This is a genomic window from Williamsia sp. Y853, from assembly GCF_056786495.1.
The window spans coordinates 435,171-453,241 of record NZ_JBXCJC010000002.1 but is presented as its reverse complement, the minus strand read 5'-3'; the positions used below and the strand labels follow the sequence as shown (position 1 = coordinate 453,241).

At 63.7% G+C, this 18,071-nt stretch carries 17 protein-coding genes; 7 read left to right on the top strand and 10 right to left on the bottom strand.

The window, feature by feature from the left end:
- Positions 1–40: 40 nt before the first annotated feature.
- The 3 genes from AC1TPF_RS14085 to AC1TPF_RS14075 all read right to left on the bottom strand — a co-directional run bounded on the left by AC1TPF_RS14085 (position 41) and on the right by AC1TPF_RS14075 (position 3,452).
- Complete coding sequence (locus tag AC1TPF_RS14085) at positions 41–1,492, bottom strand: MFS transporter (protein ID WP_482144477.1); 1,452 nt, start codon at positions 1,490–1,492, stop codon at positions 41–43.
- Between the two features lie 349 nt (positions 1,493–1,841).
- The gene (locus AC1TPF_RS14080; RefSeq protein ID WP_482138045.1) at positions 1,842–2,681 is read right to left on the bottom strand and encodes a mycofactocin-coupled SDR family oxidoreductase; all 840 of its coding nucleotides are present in this window, start codon (positions 2,679–2,681) and stop codon (positions 1,842–1,844) included.
- Positions 2,682–2,708: 27 nt separating this feature from the next.
- Complete coding sequence (locus AC1TPF_RS14075; RefSeq protein ID WP_482144476.1) at positions 2,709–3,452, bottom strand: SDR family NAD(P)-dependent oxidoreductase; 744 nt, start codon at positions 3,450–3,452, stop codon at positions 2,709–2,711.
- Between the two features lie 296 nt (positions 3,453–3,748).
- Between AC1TPF_RS14075 and AC1TPF_RS14070 the strand changes: the two genes are divergently transcribed.
- Positions 3,749–5,179 carry an aldehyde dehydrogenase family protein gene (locus tag AC1TPF_RS14070; RefSeq protein WP_482144475.1) on the top strand — a complete coding sequence of 477 codons (1,431 nt, stop codon included), beginning with the start codon at positions 3,749–3,751 and terminating at the stop codon, positions 5,177–5,179.
- A 72-nt stretch (positions 5,180–5,251) separates the two neighbouring features.
- On the top strand, positions 5,252–6,370 hold the full coding sequence (locus AC1TPF_RS14065) for an NDMA-dependent alcohol dehydrogenase (protein ID WP_482138050.1): 1,119 nt from the start codon (positions 5,252–5,254) through the stop codon (positions 6,368–6,370).
- A 45-nt stretch (positions 6,371–6,415) separates the two neighbouring features.
- On the opposite strand, the gene AC1TPF_RS14060 is transcribed toward AC1TPF_RS14065, so the two are convergent.
- The 6 genes from AC1TPF_RS14060 to AC1TPF_RS14035 form a co-directional block, all read right to left on the bottom strand.
- Positions 6,416–7,288 carry an LLM class F420-dependent oxidoreductase gene (locus AC1TPF_RS14060; RefSeq protein WP_482144474.1) on the bottom strand — a complete coding sequence of 291 codons (873 nt, stop codon included), beginning with the start codon at positions 7,286–7,288 and terminating at the stop codon, positions 6,416–6,418.
- 38 nt (positions 7,289–7,326) lie between these two features.
- The gene (locus AC1TPF_RS14055; protein WP_482144473.1) at positions 7,327–8,544 is read right to left on the bottom strand and encodes an acetyl-CoA C-acetyltransferase; all 1,218 of its coding nucleotides are present in this window, start codon (positions 8,542–8,544) and stop codon (positions 7,327–7,329) included.
- A gap of 166 nt (positions 8,545–8,710) precedes the next feature.
- Positions 8,711–9,112, bottom strand: a complete 402-nt coding sequence (locus AC1TPF_RS14050; RefSeq protein ID WP_482144472.1) for a nuclear transport factor 2 family protein — start codon at positions 9,110–9,112, stop codon at positions 8,711–8,713.
- A 58-nt stretch (positions 9,113–9,170) separates the two neighbouring features.
- A complete protein-coding gene (locus AC1TPF_RS14045) occupies positions 9,171–10,142 on the bottom strand; it encodes a TIGR00341 family protein (protein WP_482144471.1) in 972 nt (323 codons plus the stop codon).
- Positions 10,143–10,240: 98 nt separating this feature from the next.
- Positions 10,241–10,936, bottom strand: a complete 696-nt coding sequence (locus tag AC1TPF_RS14040) for a type 1 glutamine amidotransferase domain-containing protein (protein WP_482144470.1) — start codon at positions 10,934–10,936, stop codon at positions 10,241–10,243.
- Between the two features lie 38 nt (positions 10,937–10,974).
- Positions 10,975–12,003, bottom strand: a complete 1,029-nt coding sequence (locus tag AC1TPF_RS14035) for an EamA family transporter (RefSeq protein WP_482144469.1) — start codon at positions 12,001–12,003, stop codon at positions 10,975–10,977.
- A 135-nt stretch (positions 12,004–12,138) separates the two neighbouring features.
- Between AC1TPF_RS14035 and AC1TPF_RS14030 the strand changes: the two genes are divergently transcribed.
- The 5 genes from AC1TPF_RS14030 (at position 12,139) to AC1TPF_RS14010 (ending at position 16,748) form a co-directional block, all read left to right on the top strand.
- A complete protein-coding gene (locus tag AC1TPF_RS14030) occupies positions 12,139–13,320 on the top strand; it encodes a lipase family protein (protein WP_482144468.1) in 1,182 nt (393 codons plus the stop codon).
- Positions 13,321–13,331: 11 nt separating this feature from the next.
- On the top strand, positions 13,332–13,682 hold the full coding sequence (locus AC1TPF_RS14025) for a DMT family transporter (protein WP_482138756.1): 351 nt from the start codon (positions 13,332–13,334) through the stop codon (positions 13,680–13,682).
- A gap of 5 nt (positions 13,683–13,687) precedes the next feature.
- A complete protein-coding gene (locus AC1TPF_RS14020) occupies positions 13,688–14,011 on the top strand; it encodes a DMT family transporter (protein ID WP_482138062.1) in 324 nt (107 codons plus the stop codon).
- Positions 14,012–14,144: 133 nt separating this feature from the next.
- Positions 14,145–15,383: an MFS transporter gene (locus tag AC1TPF_RS14015; RefSeq protein ID WP_482144467.1), complete on the top strand. Its 1,239-nt coding sequence runs from the start codon at positions 14,145–14,147 to the stop codon at positions 15,381–15,383.
- 132 nt (positions 15,384–15,515) lie between these two features.
- The gene (locus tag AC1TPF_RS14010) at positions 15,516–16,748 is read left to right on the top strand and encodes an MFS transporter (RefSeq protein WP_482144466.1); all 1,233 of its coding nucleotides are present in this window, start codon (positions 15,516–15,518) and stop codon (positions 16,746–16,748) included.
- Here the strand turns inward: AC1TPF_RS14010 and AC1TPF_RS14005 are convergent.
- Positions 16,741–17,943 carry a trans-sulfuration enzyme family protein gene (locus AC1TPF_RS14005; protein ID WP_482144465.1) on the bottom strand — a complete coding sequence of 401 codons (1,203 nt, stop codon included), beginning with the start codon at positions 17,941–17,943 and terminating at the stop codon, positions 16,741–16,743. The two genes, AC1TPF_RS14010 and AC1TPF_RS14005, sit on opposite strands and share 8 nt — an antisense overlap.
- Positions 17,944–18,071 lie beyond the last annotated feature (128 nt).

Sequence of the window (18,071 nt, the reverse complement as noted above, 5' to 3'; positions counted from 1 at the left end):
TGCAACCTCGATTATTTTGCGTTACAGCGTTTTCCGAAGGTCAGTGCGCGTACACGCTGCCGCGGCGGAGCATCAGGGCCAGGCCGACGGTGAGTACGGCTCCGGCAAAGATGATGCCGGCGATGGCGTTGAGTCCCGATACTGTGGGTGCCACACTGCCTGCCAGGGCCGAAGCGGCCAGTACCGTCGTGGCGACCGAGGTGCCGATACCCTGTCCTGCCGTACGGAGAACGGTCTGCAATCCGGTTGCCTCGCTGGTGTTGTGGACGGGGACGGCTTCCACGATGAGGTTCGGAAGGGCGGTATAAGCGAACGCGGTCGCAATGGATGCCGTGGTGATCATGGCGAACATGCCGCCCATCGAATCGTGGGCCGTGACCAGCAGGATCGCCACGACGACATAGAGCAGACCGCCGACGATCAATGATGCACGAGAACCCACGGTGCGGGTCAGGCGGCCACTGAGCGGTGTGAATGCGAAGCCGATCAACGCGCCGATCAGAGCCATCAATCCGGCGTCCGTGGGAGACATCCCGAGGCCGTACGGCGCACTTGTCGGGGACTGAAGCACCAAGGGCGTGACCATGTTCCCGACACCGAAGGGACCGATTGCTGCCGCCAGTGTGGCGAGCATCGTCAGCGCCACCTTGCGGTTGGTGAACAGCCGCACGTTGGCGATCGGGTCGGTCACCCGAAGTTCCCAGACCACCCACAGTGCCAGTGCCACCACACCGGCGATGATCAGGCCGCTGGTCTTCGGATCGGACCAACCCCAGGTGCTGGATTTATTGATACCCAACAAGATTGCTGCAATCGCAGGCGCGAATACGATGGTGCCGATGTAGTCGACCTTTTGGGTGGTCCCGACCGGTGGGCGCCACGGAAGTGCGAACAGGACCAGCAACAGTGCGAACGCTGCGTAGACAGCCGCGACGATGAAGATCATGTGCCAGCTGTAGTTGTCGATCATCAGGCCCGCGATGTACGCAGACGCTGCGCCTGCGGCCACTGCCGAGCCCGAGATGATCGCGATCGCAACGGGAACCTTCTCTTTGGCGAGGTGTTCACGTGCCAGGCCGATGCACAACGGGAGGATCGCTCCCGCCACGCCCTGGATCGCCCGTCCGACGATGATCGCGGTGATGCTGTCGCCGAGTGCGCTGACCAGCGAACCGATCGTGGCCATGGCGAGGATGACCACCAGGACCCGTTCACGTCCGAACATGTCACCGAGGCGGCCACAGACCGCAGCCGAGGCCGCGGCGACCAGAAGGAAGGCCGTCACTGCCCATCCGACTGTGGCTGCGTCACTGCCGAAGTCGGCGATGATGGTCGGGATCGCGGCGAACACCATCGAGGTCTCGAAGGCGCTGATGATCTCGACCAGCACCAGGATGGTGATGATGATCCCGGCTGAGCGGCGCCGGTTGTAGCGCCCGCTGGTGGGTAGCGGAGGCCTGGGGGGAGCAATCGGATCGGGGATGGTGGTCATCGAATTCCTCCAAGAAGGCGCCGTGTGATGGGCGTGGTCGTCGCGCTGCAACACCGTGGGAGCAGAAGCCCTTGGGCCATTGCTGTGCCGTTCAGCATTGTGTGTCCTTACCTGTATCGGAAGCGGAAAGTGACCGCCGAGTGAATAAATAGATACAGTGACGCACAGCACATACGGGGTTCAGTCCCGGTGAGTGGAAACTAGATGCGAGCCCCAGACCGATTGTCGCGGTGGGCAGTTAGTGCGCAACATCTTGATGGAGGCATCATGGCGCTGGGACAACGAACCCGCTGTGGCCAACGGTGATCGGATCACCAGAGGCCACAGCGGGATGAAGGAGATGAGGGTGTCAGCCGGTGACGCGTGCGGCGTTGCCCGCGTCGACGGGGATGACCGTTCCGCTGATGTGTGCGCTGGCCTGGTCGGCGAGGAACAGCACCACCCGGGTGATCTCCTCGGCGTCGAGCCACGGCACCGGCTGGGCGTGCAGCGAGGTGAAGATGGGTGCCACATCATCGATCGTCGGCGATTCGAGGTCGGGCCGCATCATCGCGTAGAGCTGGGCGTTGTGGATCATGGGGGTTGAGATGTTGCCCGGCGCAATCGCATTGACGGTGATGCCATGGCCGGCGAGGTCGAGCGCTGCGCTCTTGGTCAGTCCGATCACGCCCCACTTGGCCGCCGCATAGCCGACCATGTTGGTGCTGCCTGCCCGGCCGAGCATGGACGAGATGGTGACGATGCGACCGAATCCGCGCTTGATCATGCCTGGTGAAACCGCGCCGACGGTGTTGAAGACCCCGGTCAGATTCGATGCGATGACCTCGGACCACTGCGCCTCCGTCATCACCTGCACCGGTGCGGCGACGGATACGCCGGCATTGGCAACGGCGATGTCAATCCGCCCGAACTCGGATTCTGCCTGTGCGACAAGCGCATCCATCGCGGACCGGTCTGCGGTGTTGGCCTTGACGGCAATGCACCTGCGTCCGGTTTCCGTGACCAGTCGCACGGTCTCGGCGAGATCGGCTTCTGTCGCGAGTGGATAGCCCACCGCCGGGCTGTCCTCGCATCTGTCGCAGATGACCACATCGGCGCCACGCTTCGCGAATGCGAGGGCATGGCTGCGACCCTGTCCGCGGGCAGCTCCGGTGATCAGTGCGACCTGTCCGTCAAAACCATCTGTCATTGGTCTACTCCTGGATTCTGTTCGGGTCTAACGTAGTTTGATGATGCCGCCGTCGGCCATCACTGTCTGGCCGGTCATGTACTTGGAGTCCTCGGACGCGAGGAAGACCACGACGGGCGCGATATCGGTCACCGGATCTCCGATCCGCTGCAGGGGAACCTTCGCCACGGACTCGGCCGCACGTTCGGGAAAAGCCTTCTGCCATGCGAGAACACCTTCGGTGGCAGCAAACGGGCAGATGATGTTCACCCGGATGCCATCGGCGGCCCATTCGTTGGCGGCCACCCTGCTCATTCCCCGGATGGCTTCTTTGGCAGCTGCATAGGAGGTCTGGGTCGGCATACCCTCGAGACCTGAACCTGAAGCGAAGTTGATCACCGAACCCGACGATGCCTTCAGCTGTTCGTAACAGGCCTGCATGAGATGCACGGTCGGATAGAAGCCGGTGTTGAAGGACAATTCGAACATTTCGGGCGTGTGATCGACGAGTAGGGCTTGGCGAGATGCGTGGGCGTTGTTGACCAGGATGTCCACGGATCCGAATGCCGCGACGGCGGCGTCACGTATCTTCTCCGCCGCACCGGATTCCGAGATGTTGATGTTGAGAAATTTTGATGCGCTGCCGAGTTCGCTCTCCAGCGCGACTCCGCGTTCGTCGTCGATGTCGACGAACAGGACGTTGGCCCCCTGCTGGACGAAGACGCGGGTGATCGCTCCGCCGATTCCACCGGCTCCGCCGGTGATGATTGCTGTCTTACCTTGCAGTCTCATTGCACTCCTCGTGCTCGATGCCTCCGCGCTGAGCCCGTCGGATCGGTGCAACCTCGGTGACCGCGTCGGAGACGTGTGGCTACCTGGTCTCCAGAATAGAATCAATTCTATTCGTATGCGGCACAACGCCAATTTTGCAATCAATCCCGATGAGCGGGACTTCGTCGGAGCGGGGCCGAGCCGCTGGGGGCGGCCCGTGATGCGCCATTGGGCGCGGGCCGGCTGGTCTGATCAGCATGGTCCCGCTCACCGAGACTGTAGGGTTCGGTCACTGGGAGTGATCTTAGTCTCGTCCCATGACCGCGAACAGCACAGCCACGATCGCTTTTGACGAAGCCCTTCACCTCCAGCGACGGGCGCATCGCGCAAGTGGACCCGCTACGGCTGCCGAGCGCCGGGACAACCTTCAAGCCGTCATCGACCTCGTGGTTCGGCATCACGAGGAATTCGCAGAGGCGATGGATGCCGACTTCGGTGGCCGCCACCCCGGGTTCTCCCTGATGAACGACGTCGTCGGTTCGCTCGGAGCGCTCAAACATGCCCGTGATCAGCTCGAACAGTGGATGCTGCCCGACGAGCGTCCGGCGTTCGCGCCATACGACGCGCTTGGCGCCCGCGCGGAGGTGCAGTTCCAGGCCAAAGGATCGATTCTGATCATCGGTACGTGGAACGCGCCCCTGTTCACGCTGTTGAGTCCGTTGGCCGGTGTGCTCGCCGCAGGCAACCGTGCGGTCCTCAAGCCGTCGGAGATCACCGGGCGCACCGCCGAGGTGTTCGCGCGGGCGGTCGAAGCAGAGCTGGACCCCGCGGTGGTCACTGTGTTCACCGGGGGAGTCGATGTCGCCGAGGCGCTGACGTCACTTCCCTTCGATCACATCGTGGTCACCGGTAGCGGTGTAGTCGGTCGGGCCGTGATGGCCAATGCGGCGCGCAATCTGGTTCCGGTCACACTCGAACTCGGTGGAAAGTCGCCGGTCGTCGTGGGCCGGTCGGCGGACCTGAAGGACGCGGCGACGAAAATCGCAATTGCCAAGGCCACCAATGGCGGACAGATCTGTGTCAGCCCCGACACCGTCTATGTCCCGCGCGAGAACGTGGACGTGTTCGTCGATGCTGTTGCCTCCGCTTTCGCGGAACTACACCCGACAATTTCCGGAAACGCGGATGTTGTGGCTGCGGTGAACGAACGCCACCTCGAACGGGTCGACGGGTACGTGCGGGAGGCCGTCGAGCTCGGTGCCCGCGTCGTCACCACACCCGACGAGGAACCGTCCGGGGTGGATCGGCGCCGGCCACTTCGCATCGTGGTCGACCCACCGGCGCAATCACGTATCCATACTGAAGAGATCTTCGGGTCGGCGATGGTGGTGTTGCCCTACGACGATGTCGACAACGTCATCGAATCGATCAATGACGGACCGAAACCGCTGGCGCTCTACTACTTTGGCTCAGATTCCGACGAGCGTCGGACGGTCCTCGATCGCACCAGCTCCGGTGGGGTCACCGTCGACAACGTCATGATGCACCCGGCCATGATGGATGCCCCGTTCGGCGGGGTCGGTGCCTCGGGTATCGGCCACTACAACGGCCGGGAGGGCTTCCTCGAATTCAGCCACAGCCGAACGGTATTCATCGCACCGGCCGCCGATCCCCGTCGTGAGTGGGGGATGTTGCCGCCATACGGCGACCACTTCGTCGCCGCGATGACCGCTCAGATCACGCCCTGATCGTTCACATCACCTACCCCCCGCGGCCGACTTTCGAACGTCGCCGCAGCACCCCCGAAGGGAAACAACCGAATGAAGACACGCGGCGCGATCATCCGCCAGGCGCCCGGCATCTACGAGGTCGCCGAACTCGATCTCGACGAACCACGGCAGGGCGAGATCACCGTGCGCATGGTCGCCTCGGGCTTGTGCCACTCCGACGACCACATCGCCTGCGGTGACCACGCGGTGGCTTCATATCCGATCTGTGGTGGCCACGAGGGTGCCGGGGTCGTGGTGGCGGTGGGTCCGGAGACCCAAGGCTGGGCCGAAGGTGACCACGTCGTGTTCTCTTTCGTCGCCGCCTGTGGCCGATGCCGTTGGTGTGCAAAAGGTTTGCAGAATCTCTGCGACCGTGGCGCGGCGATCATGGCAGGCACCCGTCCGGACGATCCGACCAGCTTCCGGCTCAGTCTCGACGGGGCGCCGGTGGCGCAGACCTGCGGGCTCTCCACGTTCAGTGAATACACCACCGTCAGTACGGACTCAGCTGTCAAGATCGTCGACAAGGACCTGCCGTTGGAAGTGCTGTGCCTGCTCGGCTGTGGCGTGGTGACCGGATGGGGTGCCGCGGTCAATTCCGCTGAGGTCTACCCCGGGCAGACGGTCATCATCGAGGGCATCGGCGGTATCGGCATCAACGCCGTCCAGGGTGCCGCCCATGCCGGCGCCGCGCACATCATCGCGGTGGATCCCGTCGAGTTCAAACGTCAGAGTGCGTTGGAGTTCGGTGCCACCCATGCTGTTTCGGGTATGGAAGAGGCCACCGAGATCGCCCGGTCGTTCACCAATGGACAGGGTGCCGACGCGGCGATCGTCACCGTCGGCGTCACCACCGGCGAGCACATCGCGGCCGCGTTCTCGGCGATCCGGAAGGCCGGAATCTGTGTGGTCACCGGGCTCGGAAAGATGACGGACGTCGGGATTCCGATCAGCCCGATGGAACTGACCCTGTACCAAAAGCGTTTGCAGGGTTCGTTGTTCGGTTCCTGCGCACCCACGGCTGATATTCCGTGGATGATCGATCTCTACACCTCGGGCAAACTCGAACTCGACAAGCTGGTGACCAACACCTACAAGCTCGACGACATCGCCCAGGGTTTCACGGATATGCACGCAGGCAAGAACCTGCGCGGAGTTGTCCACTTCTGACTCTCGCGGCAATTCAGACACGACGAGGGTGTCGAGTTCATCAGGTCAGATGGTGAACTCGACACCCTCGGCGGTCGCGAGTCGATGAAGCTCTTCGACCTGTTCGCAGTAGTGTTCGGCGGTTCGTGCCGCGAGTGAGGTACTGGCGATTGTCGCCCCTGCATCGCCCAGGCGCGCCAATGTCCGGACGGTCTTGTCAGGATCACTCAGCGGATCGAGTGGAAATCCCGCAGACAGGATCACTTCGAAGGACGGCGGGAGGGCCGCTGCCGCAAGCATCGCCTTCAGTTCGGATGTACTGAGCCCGAACGGAACCCAGCCATCACCGTGCTCACACGCCCGGCGCAGCGACCGCTTTGTGCGGCCGCCGATCCAGATCGGGACCCGCTGCGCGGCGGCGTGTGGCTCGACCACAAAACCTTCGTAGTCGTAGAACTGACCGTGATATTCCGGTTGCGATGTCGACAGTGACGTTCGAATCGCGGCAAGCGCGTCGTCGGCACGAGCCCCGCGGTCGTCGAACCGCGCGCCGATCAGCTCGAACTCCTCTTTGAGGGTCCCCACGCCAAGGCCCAGGATCAGGCGGCCACCGCTGATGCGATCGAGAGTTCCGTAACGCTTCGCGATTTCGAGTGGATGATGGTAGCCCAGCACCAAAACCTGTGTGGCCAGCCGTATTTGCCGGGTGCGGGCTGCCAGGAAACCGAACGTGGCCAACGGATCCCAGTACGTCCCACCACGCTCGGTTGCCACATCGACCGGCACCGCAACATGTTCACTGCAGGTGAGGTGGTGGAATCCCAGACGATCAGCGCATTGCGCTATCTCCGCAACGTCATCGATGGTTGCGGTGGCTTCCCACGCCGAACGGGTGCTCGGGTGCTGGACCAGGACCGGTGTTGAAATGCCAAGGCGCATATCGCTGCAGCTTCCCTGTGGTGGTGTCGACCGACGGTTCAGCTCAGGCGTTCGAGAACCATCGCCATGCCTTGTCCGCCGCCGACACACATGGTCTCGACGCCGAAGCTCTTGTCGTAGGTCTTGAGGTTGTTGATCAGCGTGGTGGTGATGCGGGCGCCGGTCATGCCGAATGGGTGGCCCAGTGCGATCGCGCCGCCGGAGACGTTGAGCTTGTCGTGATCGATGCCGAGTTCGTTGGCTGATCCGAGGACCTGCGCGGCGAAGGCTTCGTTGATCTCGAATAGGTCGATGTCGTCGATGCCCATGCCGGCGAAGCGCAGGGCTTTGCGGACGGCTTCGATGGGGCCCAGGCCCATGATCTCGGGGGACAGCCCGGTGGCCGCGGTGGCGACGATCCGGGCCAGCGGGGTGAGGCCGAGGGCCTTGGCTTTGGTGTCGCTCATGATGACCAGGGCGGCGGCGCCGTCGTTGAGGGGGCAGGCGTTGCCTGCGGTGACGGTGCCGTCGGGGCGGAAGACCGGCTTGAGCCCGCTGAGCTTCTCGTAGGTGGTGCCGGCGCGGGGGCCGTCGTCGGTGGTGACGAGGGTGCCGTCGGCCAGGGTGATCGGGTCGATCTCGCGGGCGAAGAAACCGGAGTTGATGGCTTCTTCGGCGCGGTTCTGGCTGAGAACGGCCCAGTGGTCCTGGTCTTCGCGGGAGACCTTCGAGAAGGAGGCGACGTTTTCGGCGGTCTCGCCCATGGGGATGTAGATGTCGGGCAGCAGTCCCTGCTCACGGGGATCGCTCCAGGTGGAGCCGCCCTCGGCAGCTTTGGCGGTGCGCTCCATGGCCACGGCGAACTCGGGGTTCTTGGTGTCGGGCCACCGGTCTGCACTACCGAAAGCAAAGTTGGAGACGCTCTCGACGCCGCCGGAGATGAAGACATCGCCTTCGCCTGCGCGGATCGCGTGCAGGGCCATGCGGGTGGTCTGCAAGGACGAGGAGCAGTAGCGGTTGACGGTGACGCCGGGGACCTGGTCGAGTCCGGCGAGGACGGCCACGACGCGGGCCATGTTGAAGCCGGCTTTGCCCGCGGGTTGTCCGGATCCCAGGTGCAGGTCGTCGATGTCGGCGCGGTCGAGTTCGGGGACCTTGTTCAGGACGGTTTCGACCATCTGGCGGGCCAGTTCGTCGGGGCGGACGTCTTTGAGTGAACCTTTGACGGCCCGGCCGATCGGTGAACGGGCGGTGGCGACGATAACTGCTTCTGGCATGGGGAGTCCCTTCGGAAACTTAAGCGCGTAGAGCATCGTGGGATGCCGGTGGTCACTTGCTGACATGGCCGCCAGACTTCTGCTCAGACCAACCTAGCAAGTGCTTGGTTGGGTACGTGAAGTGAGTCTGGTCAGCGAAAAGCGATCGGGCCGGATCCGGCGGTGCTCACAGTGGAACCGTGTGGACGTCGTTCGGTGACCAGAAAGCACGCATGCTGGTGATGAGTCCCTCGTCGTCGAATGTCATGACGTCGATCGGTTCGATGGTGATCACCGCATCTGCCGTTGTGGTGGCAACCCGAAAGTGAAACGCCGCCGAATCGCCTGCGACCCGCACGGTGATCAGCTCTGCCGTACTGCTCGTACTGTCCATCCTCGAGTAGAACGCCCGGATGTTGTCGCGTCCGCGGCGAGGTTCGGAACCCACCGGGTCTTCGAGCGTTGCATCCATTGCGTACAGACCTGCGATCGCGTCCGCTGTCCCTGTTCCCAAGAGCGAAACATACTGGGAGACAGTGTGAAGGATCTTCTTTCGCAGGTCAGCGGGACCGCTGTTCGTTGTCGTCACCGGGAGAGATCATCAGGTTCTGTCGAGTTCTGCCACCAGGTTCCCGCTGGGTGGGAGATCACCCGCCGGCGCTGACCGTCGAGCCGAAATCGTGGACCACCTTCACGGTCGGATTCCAGGGCACCAGGTCCGACACCGACCGTTGTAATTCGGATACCGGTGGGAGCGGTGGCGGCGCCAAAACGGTGATGGTGGCGGTCTTTCCGTGCCAGGTCACGCTCGACACCTGCGCCCCGGGGTTCCCTTCGAGCCAGTCTTCGGTGGCGGTGAAGATCTGGCGGGCCCACAACGCCGACAGCGAGTTGACGACCATGGGCACCGCCACGACGATCAGCGCCGCCGTCAGGAGGACGTAGACGCGTCTGTGCCGGCGCCGACGTTCGTCGATGACCGTGTTGTATCCGGCAACGACGAAGACGACCGAGGCCGTGATGATCATCGCGATGACGTTGGAGGCAAAGAGGATGAATGCCCCGCCGGCAAGTGCGGGCGCGTGTGAGCCCAGGCAGACCCCGGTGACCGCGAGCGGGGGTACCAGCGAGATGGCGATCGCAACACCCGGCAGCACATCGCCCACGTCGCGACGGGTGATCGCGATTGCGCCGACCAATCCGGTGGCGAGGGCGGCGAGCAGGTCCATCAATGTCGGTGACGTGCGGCCGAGGACCTGGGAGTTGGTCAGTACGTTTGTCGGATTGGGCAGTAGCTGGGCGACGAGGAACCCTATTGCGACCACCAGGCATATTCCGGCGAGTATGTAGAGCAGACTGCGGGTCACCAGACCGCCTCTGCCGGTGACGATTCCCAACCCGACACCCAAGATCGGGGTGGACAGCGGAGCGACGATCATCGCGCCGATGACGGTCGCGGTGGAGTCCGAGGCGACACCTGCGGTCGCGATCACGCCGGACAGCACCAGCATCACCCAGAACGCTGATTGTTTGGCTCGGCTGTCACCGACGGCAAGGTCCAGGCGTTCGTCGAGTTCGTCGGTGCTGCGTCGTTGGTTGTCCGGAATCAGCACCGACATCGTTTGTCCTCTCTCTGACCTCGCAAACGAGCCGGAAATGCGAAGACGAGCCACATGTTAGTGGCTCGTCTTCGTATAGATGGCTCGTTTGCGGGCAGTCAGGAGAGAGCGGCGAGGATCTCCTTCGCCAGCGGCCGCGATGAGGCCGGGTTCTGGCCGGTGTAGAGATTTCGGTCGACGACCACCTTCGGCTCCCAGGCCGACCCGTGCTCGTAGTCGATGCCGAGCTCGATCAGGCGGTCCTGCAGTAGCCATTTGGCCTTGGGCGCCAGACCGACCTGTTCTTCTTCGGTGTTGGAGAATCCGGTGGCACGATAGCCGGCGAAGGTGGCGGTGCCGTCAGGCCGATGTGCGGCCAGGAATGCGGCCGGAGCGTGACAGACAACGCCGAGCGGACGACCCGAATCTATTGCATCCGTCAGGAGTTGGCCTGACACCTTGTCGACCGCGAGGTCTTCCATCGGTCCGTGTCCACCTGGGTAGAACACGGCCGCGTAGTCGTCCAGCTTCACTGTGTCGAGCGGGATCGGTTGTTGCAGCGCGGGGTTCGATCGCACCTTGGCTGCGACGGTGTCGGCGCCTTCTTGGCCGCCATTCATATCAGGGCTCAGGCTGGCTTCATCGACAACCGGAACCACACCGCCGGGCGTGGCGACAACCACATGGTGGCCGGCGTTGGTGAACTCCTCATAGGGCGCCACGAACTCTTCGGCCCAGAAGCCGGTCGGATGTTTGGTCCCGTCGGCGAGTGTCCAGTGATCGGCTCCGGTCAGGACGAACAGAATGTTTGCCACGGTGTGCTCCTTCGCGCGTAGATTGCGGCGTCGGTATTTCACCCCGGTGTCTGCAGGGCACTTCCTTGTTCAAGGTCTTTAGGGCCGCTTGGTATTCCTCGACGACCGCCAGCGTTGACAGCCACCAGCCCGGTCAACAATACGCCCGCCCCGATGAGCTGGGCGAACGCCATCGTCTGCCCGAGCAGCCACCACGAGAACAGGGCCGAGGCGACGACCTCGACCAATGCGATGAACGACGCCGGGGTGGCGCCGAGCAGGCGAACCGCCTGCACACCCGTGACGTACGCCAGGCTCGTCGAGATGCCTGCCACCGCCAGCGCCACCAGCCACCAGGGAATCTCGGTGTGGGCCAGGATCGGGGAGTCTGTGGCCGCGGACATCGGAAGCACACCGATCGCGCCGGAGATCGCGATCACCACGGTTCCCACCATCAGCCCACCGGCTGCCAACGCCAGCGGATCGACGCTGTTGCCGGACTTCGTGAAGTCGTCGGTCGCCAGGATGAAGTAGGCGGCAAGTCCGACCGCCGCACCGATTGCCCACAGCAGACCGACGGGGTCGACGTCTCCGATGCCTTCACCGCCCAGGATCACCAGGAACAGGCCACCGAGCGCCACCACGCAGCCGAGCCCGGTGAGCAAGGTCTGCCGCCGCCTGCGGATGAGCCAGTCGTAGACGACGACCAGGATGATGCCCGAGTATTCGCAGAGCAGGGCGATCGGGACATCGAGATATCGGACGGCATTGAAGAAGCTCAGTTGCACGATGGCCACACCAAGAATCCCGTAGGCGACCACCAGGACCGGGGCGCGGCGCAGATTCGCGAACAGTCGGCGACGCAACACAATCAGCGGAATGGCCAGGAGCAACGAGCCGAGTCCAAGGCGTACAACCGTGACTGCGGCCGACGACCAACCGCTGTCGATGAGTGACTTGGCCAATGGACCCGACGTCCCGAAGCAGATCGCCGACGTCAGTGCGACCAGCACGCCATACGTCGGACGGGTCTTGCTGTCCGCAGGTATCGCTTTTCCTCGACCGGTCATGTCAGTAGTAAAGCCCACGCGTCGACTCTGGATCGGGCGGATCCGGTGCGGTGTGCAGGGCCAGAATCAGTCTGCGGCAGGTGTATCGGGGAACACTCGCCGATCGGAACCAACCTGGGCGTCGCCGGTGGCGATCGCTGGTAAATTGCGGCAGTGGGATTTCCGAGGCGAGGTGTGGCTGCCATCTGCGCTGCAGTTGTTCTGGCCGGCTGTGGCGATGCGTCTTCGGCATCGATGGTCGATCAGGCACAAACGGTGCCCTATTCGCAGGTGAAGCTCCCCATGCCCGGTGAGGTGGTCCAGACCGCGGACTGGGCCTCGTCGGCCGACATCGGCTGGCAGGTCTCGGGCAGCAAGATCCTCTACCGCTCAACCGATGTGGACGATCAGGCAGTGATCGTCTCGGGGACGGTGTTCAAACCGGAGGGCGTTGCTCCCGCCGGCGGGTGGCCGGTCCTGGCGGTCGGACACGGTTCGACAGGGATCAACACCAACTGCGCACCGTCACTGACCGACAATCTGTACGGTCTGTCCGGGCTGGTGAGGCGCTATCTGGATGCCGGATTCGCGGTGACCTTTCCGGACTTCTCGGGGCTGGGCACCAACAGCGGCCCGCATCCCTACCTCGACTCCTATGCGGCAGCGCGGACGATGATCGATTCGGTGCGAGCAATCGGCGAGGTCTATCCCGACGTATCGGAAACCTGGGTCTCGTACGGGGTCTCGCAGGGCGGCGGCGTGACGTGGGCCGCCGACGAGATCGCCGGGCAGTACGCACCGGAGCTCGACCTGGTCGGAGCAGTTGCCCACGTGCCGTCGACAACCAAGGTTCCGCTGGTCGACCTTGCGGTCGCCGGGACCCTGACCGTTGAGCAGCAGGGAGTTCTCCAGTGGCTGGAGGAGTCGCTGGCGCGCCGTCATCCCGCCCTGAACCTGAATGAATTGCGCAGCCCGGCACTGGCAGCGCAATGGAATGCGCTGAGCGACTGCGGGCGGTCACCGGGACGCGGCCAGGCGCTCAGCCGCGTCTCGGCCCAGGATTTCCGGCCGACAACTCCGGCGGCCACCGACACGCTGCGGTCGCTGCTGCAGGAGATGGCTTTGCCGAGAGCAGGTCTGAGCGCACCGCTCTACGTGCTCTACGGCGGCAGGGACCGATTCAACGATCCGAGGTGGACCGGCGACGCCATCGCCCGAGCCTGCGAGCTCGGTGGACCGATCACCGTCAACTTTCAGCCCACTGCCGGTCACGTCGACGTGAACACCGGCGATGTCGGGCGATACCTCAAAGATCGGATCGCCGGGCTCCCGGTCAGAAATGATTGCCGCAGGTGAGCAGATCACCGATGAAGCAGTGGGCGCTGTTGGCCGGTGCCATCGTTGCCGAGGTCAGTGCGACGCTGGCGTTGCGGGCGGCAGTGGATCATGCGGCCTGGGTGACGCTGGTCGTGGTCGGATACGTCGTGGCATTCACGTGCCTGGCACTGGTTCTGCGTGAGGGCATGTCGATTGGCGTGGCATACGGGGTTTGGGCTGCCTGCGGTGTGGCGTTGACCGCGGTCTTGGCCGCCGTGCTGTTCGACGAGCCGTTCACCTGGGTGATCGGCCTGGGCATCGCGATTGTGATCGCGGGTGTTCTGCTGGTGGAACTCGGTTCTCATCCTGCCGAGCAGCCGCACCAACCCGGTTCGGAGTAGCGCGGATGCAATGGGTTTACCTGGCCATCGCCATCGGAGCCGAACTGATCGGGACGATGTCGCTGCGCGCCTCGGACGGGTTTCGAAAGATTCTGTGGCTCATCCCGACCGTGCTCGGATACCTCACCGCATTCGGCGCGCTGGCGTTGGCCCTTGCCGAGGGCATGCCGGTGGGAATCGCCTACGGGATCTGGGCTGCGGTCGGGGTGGCACTGACTGCGGTGGTGGCCTGGATCCTGTTCAACGACCCACTCACGTGGTTGATGGGTGCCGGCATCGCCTTGATCGCCGGGGGAGTGCTGATCATCGAAATCGGTGCCGCGCACTGACTCCGAGTGACCGACGTGCAGCACACTGGTTGGCGAACAGACCTCGCGGGCACACGGAAGTTGTGACAGTGCCGCGGTGTTGACTGATTCATGCAGCTGCCGCTGCGTCAAGGTGAACCCGGATCGAGGATTTGTGACTGCCGTGAACTGCGCCCGATCGGGCGACGATGCCACCGAGATCGACGGGAAGCGCCGTCGGCCGCTGCAGGTGATCGCATTTCCCGCGGTGGTGTTCGCATTCACGGTTGTGATGATGGGGACCACCCTGCCGACCCCGCTGTACCCCGAGTACGCGCAGGAACTGGGATTCGGCAGTGCGATGACCACGGTCATCTTCGCGACGTACGCGCTGGGTGTGATCGCGGCACTGATAGGTGTCGGCCGGTTCTCGGACACCATCGGTCGTCGTCCGATGCTCTATGCCGGGCTCGCATTGTCGTTACTGAGCGCGGTCTTGTTCATCTTCGGTGGCAGCCTGGCGATCCTCTTCGTCGGCAGGGTGATCTCGGGATTCTCGGCGGGCATCTTCACCAGTACCGCCACGGCCGCGGTCATCGAGGCCGCGCCCAAAGGTCGCCGGACGATGGCAACGGCGGTCGCCACCGCGGCCAACATCGGCGGTCTCGGACTCGGAACGCTCATGGCGGGGCTTGTCGCCGAGTTCGCGCCGGATCCGACACGCACGGTGTTCGTGGTCCACGCGGTGCTCCTGGTGATCGCCGGACTTGGCCTTCTCACCGTTCCGGAAACGGTGAAGGTACTCGCCGGTGCCCGGCCAAGGTTGCAACGCGTCGACGTCCCGGCGTCGGTCCGTGGTGTTTTCGCGTTGGCTGCAGTCGGGGCCATGGCCGGCTTTGCGGTGTCGGGTCTGTTCAGCGCCGTCGGACCCAACTTCCTGGCCCACGTCCTCGACGAATCATCGCCCGCGATTGCCGGGCTCGTTGTGTTCGTGACCTTCGGAGCCTCAGCAGTGGCCCAGATCGTCTTCATGAAGGCGTCCGTGCGCCCCGCACTGCTGTGCGGATACCTCGCGTTGGCGGTCAGCATGGCGATCCTGATCGTGAGCCTGGTTACCGAGTCGCTGCCTGGGCTGCTTCTCGCTTCGGCTATCTCAGGTGCCAGTCAGGGTGTGTTGTTCGCCAAGGGCATTGCGGCGATCGCCGCCAAGGTGGAGCCCTACCGCAAGGCGGAAGCGACATCGGCGTACTTCATCGTCGCCTACCTGGCGATCTCGGTTCCGATCATCGCCGTTGGGATCGCATCTTCGGCCTGGGGCCTGACCACCGCCAGCGTCATTTTCTCCGCGGTGATCGGAGTGATCGCGGTGGCCACGCTGATCGGCTTGCTCCTGCGGCCGCGTAGCGCCACCTGATCAGGCAAACGATGCATCCGCTGAGCATCATCGCCGAACGCACGAATGCGGGTTCTCGGTAGAGCTATCGTGACGTATTGGATGCTGATCGACCTGTAACCGCCGTTTCTCTATCGGGACTGGATCGAGGATGTGACTTCCGTGAACCCCTCCGAATCGTCGGAGGAAGCAACCGCCCCAGCGCGGAACCGAACGCAGATGATCGCGTTCGCGGCGGTGGTCTACGCGTTCACGGTGGTGATGATGGGGACCACACTGCCGACTCCGCTCTATCCCGAGTTCGCCAAAGAGTTCGGGTTCGGCACCTTGATGACCACGGTGATCTTTGCCGTCTACGCACTTGGCGTGCTCGCCGCGCTCATCGGCGTCGGCAGGTTCTCCGACACCATCGGGCGCCGGCCGATGCTCTATGCGGGCGTCGCACTGTCGTTGCTGAGCGCCGTGTTCTTCATCATCGGCGGCAGCTTGGAGATGCTCTTCATAGGCCGGGTGATCTCGGGGTTCTCGGCAGGTATCTTCACCAGCACGGCCACGGTTGCGGTGATCGAAGCGGCGCCGAAGAGTCGCCGGGGGATCGCGCAGTCGGTCGCCACGGGTGCAAACATCGGTGGCCTCGGTCTCGGAACTCTGTTGGCCGGTGTTGTCGCCGATCTGGCCTCCGACCCGACCCACACGGTTTTTGTGGTTCAAGCGGTGCTGGTGGCGATTGCGGGCTTGGGTCTGCTCACGGTTCCGGAAACGGTCGACGTACGCAAGGGCGCTCGCCCGAAATTGCAGCGGGTCAGTGTCCCACCTTCTGTGCGTGGCGTTTTCACGCAGGCTGCCGTGGGGGCGATTGCCGGATTTGCGGTCTTTGGTCTCTTCAGCGCGGTGGCGCCGGACTTCCTTGCTGATGTTCTGAATGAGAAGTCGCCGATGGTTTCCGGTGTGGTGGTGTTTGTGTTGTTCGCTTCGTCGGCGATCACCCAGATCGTGTTGTCCAAAGCGCCCATTCGGCAGTCCTTGCTGTACGGATATGTGGCATTGACGGTGAGCATGGGTGTGCTGATCGTCAGCCTGCTCATGGAATCGCTGATCGCGTTGATCGTTGCGGCAGTGATCTCGGGTGCGAGCCAGGGTGTTTTGTTCGCCAAGGGCATCGCGGCGATTGCGGCACGCATCGAACCCGACCGTAAGGCGGACGCGACGTCGGCATACTTTGTGGTCGCCTATGTGGCGATCTCGGTGCCGATCATCGCCACGGGGTTTGCCGAACAGGCCTGGGGCCTGAGGACCGCGAGTGTGGTGTTCTCCATCGTGATCATTGTTCTGGCAGTAGGCGGGTTCATCAGTTTGCTGCTGCGGCCCCGCGAGTCGATCAGCTGAACGTGGCGTCCAGCGCCGCTGTGAGATCGGCGATGATGTCGGAGGGGTCTTCGAGTCCGATGGAGAACCGGAGATGTCCCCAGGCACGGAACTCCTCCGGATAGTGCTGCACCCGTGGCCCACTCGTGCCGACGTGGACGATGAGTGTTTCGTCGTGACCGAGCGATACGGCCGAGGTGATCATCCGCAGATTCGAGACGAACCGGTTCTGGGTGTCGGGATCACCTCTGACCGCGAACGCCATCATCGCACCGTAGCCGCGTCCGCCGAATTGGGTGGTCGCCAGCGCGTGCTGAGGATGTGACTGCAGGCCCGGGTAGGCGACATAGGCCACGCGCCCATCGCTTTCGAGGAACTCGGCGACCTGCGCGGCCGACTCGAGGTGGCGCGCCATTCGCAGCGGCAGAGTGACGGACCCACGACTGATGAGCCAGGCGTTGAAAGGCGAGATCACGCCACCGACATCAACCATGGCGTCGGTCTTGATGGGATCGATCAGTGCCTTGGCGCCGAGGACCGCGCCGCCCATGGCGTCGCCGTGGCCGTTGTAGTACTTCGTCAGTGAGTGCACCACCAGATCTGCACCGTCGGCGAGCGGCCGGTACAACGGCGGCGGCGTGAAGGTCGAGTCGACCACCACCAGCGCGCCTGCCGCGTGCGCGACCTCGGCGACCGCGCCGATATCGGTGACCTTGGTGGTCGGGTTGGCGATCGCCTCGATGTGAACCAGGCGGGTGTTGGGCCGCAGTGCCGCCCGGATGGAATCGAGGTCCGATGCATCGACGAACGTTGCCTCGATACCGTATTTGCGCGGCAGGAGTTCGGTGAACAACCGAAACGTCGCCTCGTAGGTGACGTCGGCGATCAGCACATGATCCCCGGACTCGAGATGGGTGAAGAACACCGCATGCAGCGCTGCGACCCCCGAAGCCAGGACGACCGCGTCCTCGGCACCTTCGAGTGAGGCCAATTTGTGCTGCAACGCAATCTGATTGGCCCCGGAGTTGCGGGTGTAGAGCGGAATCTCCGTGCCCGACCAGCTGACCTGTGACGGATCATCGGGTAGCGCATACGAATTGGCCATCACGATCGGCGTTCGGATCGCTCCGGAGCCCTTGTCGATGCTGTTGCCGGCATGAACCGCGCGGCTATCGAAGGCGAGGGTGGCTGGATCGTGATTGTCGGGGCGGGACATGGCATCAGCGTAGGAGGACTGCAACCGCACTCGCAGTCGCGACGCGCCCACGCCGCCCGCCGAATTAACCCGGAACAGATGACGATCGAAGCCATGTTGTAGCCGAAAATTGGGTGCGAGAATGTTTG

Bases quoted from the DNA above. Each gene is read 5' to 3' on its own strand.
- AC1TPF_RS14085 (WP_482144477.1), bottom strand. From the start codon at position 1,492: ATGACCACCATCCCCGATCCGATTGCTCCCCCCAGGCCTCCGCTACCC.
- AC1TPF_RS14080 (WP_482138045.1), bottom strand. From the start codon at position 2,681: ATGACAGATGGTTTTGACGGACAGGTCGCACTGATCACCGGAGCTGCC.
- AC1TPF_RS14075 (WP_482144476.1), bottom strand. From the start codon at position 3,452: ATGAGACTGCAAGGTAAGACAGCAATCATCACCGGCGGAGCCGGTGGA.
- AC1TPF_RS14070 (WP_482144475.1), top strand. From the start codon at position 3,749: ATGACCGCGAACAGCACAGCCACGATCGCTTTTGACGAAGCCCTTCAC.
- AC1TPF_RS14065 (WP_482138050.1), top strand. From the start codon at position 5,252: ATGAAGACACGCGGCGCGATCATCCGCCAGGCGCCCGGCATCTACGAG.
- AC1TPF_RS14060 (WP_482144474.1), bottom strand. From the start codon at position 7,288: ATGCGCCTTGGCATTTCAACACCGGTCCTGGTCCAGCACCCGAGCACC.
- AC1TPF_RS14055 (WP_482144473.1), bottom strand. From the start codon at position 8,544: ATGCCAGAAGCAGTTATCGTCGCCACCGCCCGTTCACCGATCGGCCGG.
- AC1TPF_RS14045 (WP_482144471.1), bottom strand. From the start codon at position 10,142: ATGTCGGTGCTGATTCCGGACAACCAACGACGCAGCACCGACGAACTC.
- AC1TPF_RS14025 (WP_482138756.1), top strand. From the start codon at position 13,332: ATGAAGCAGTGGGCGCTGTTGGCCGGTGCCATCGTTGCCGAGGTCAGT.
- AC1TPF_RS14020 (WP_482138062.1), top strand. From the start codon at position 13,688: ATGCAATGGGTTTACCTGGCCATCGCCATCGGAGCCGAACTGATCGGG.
- AC1TPF_RS14005 (WP_482144465.1), bottom strand. From the start codon at position 17,943: ATGTCCCGCCCCGACAATCACGATCCAGCCACCCTCGCCTTCGATAGC.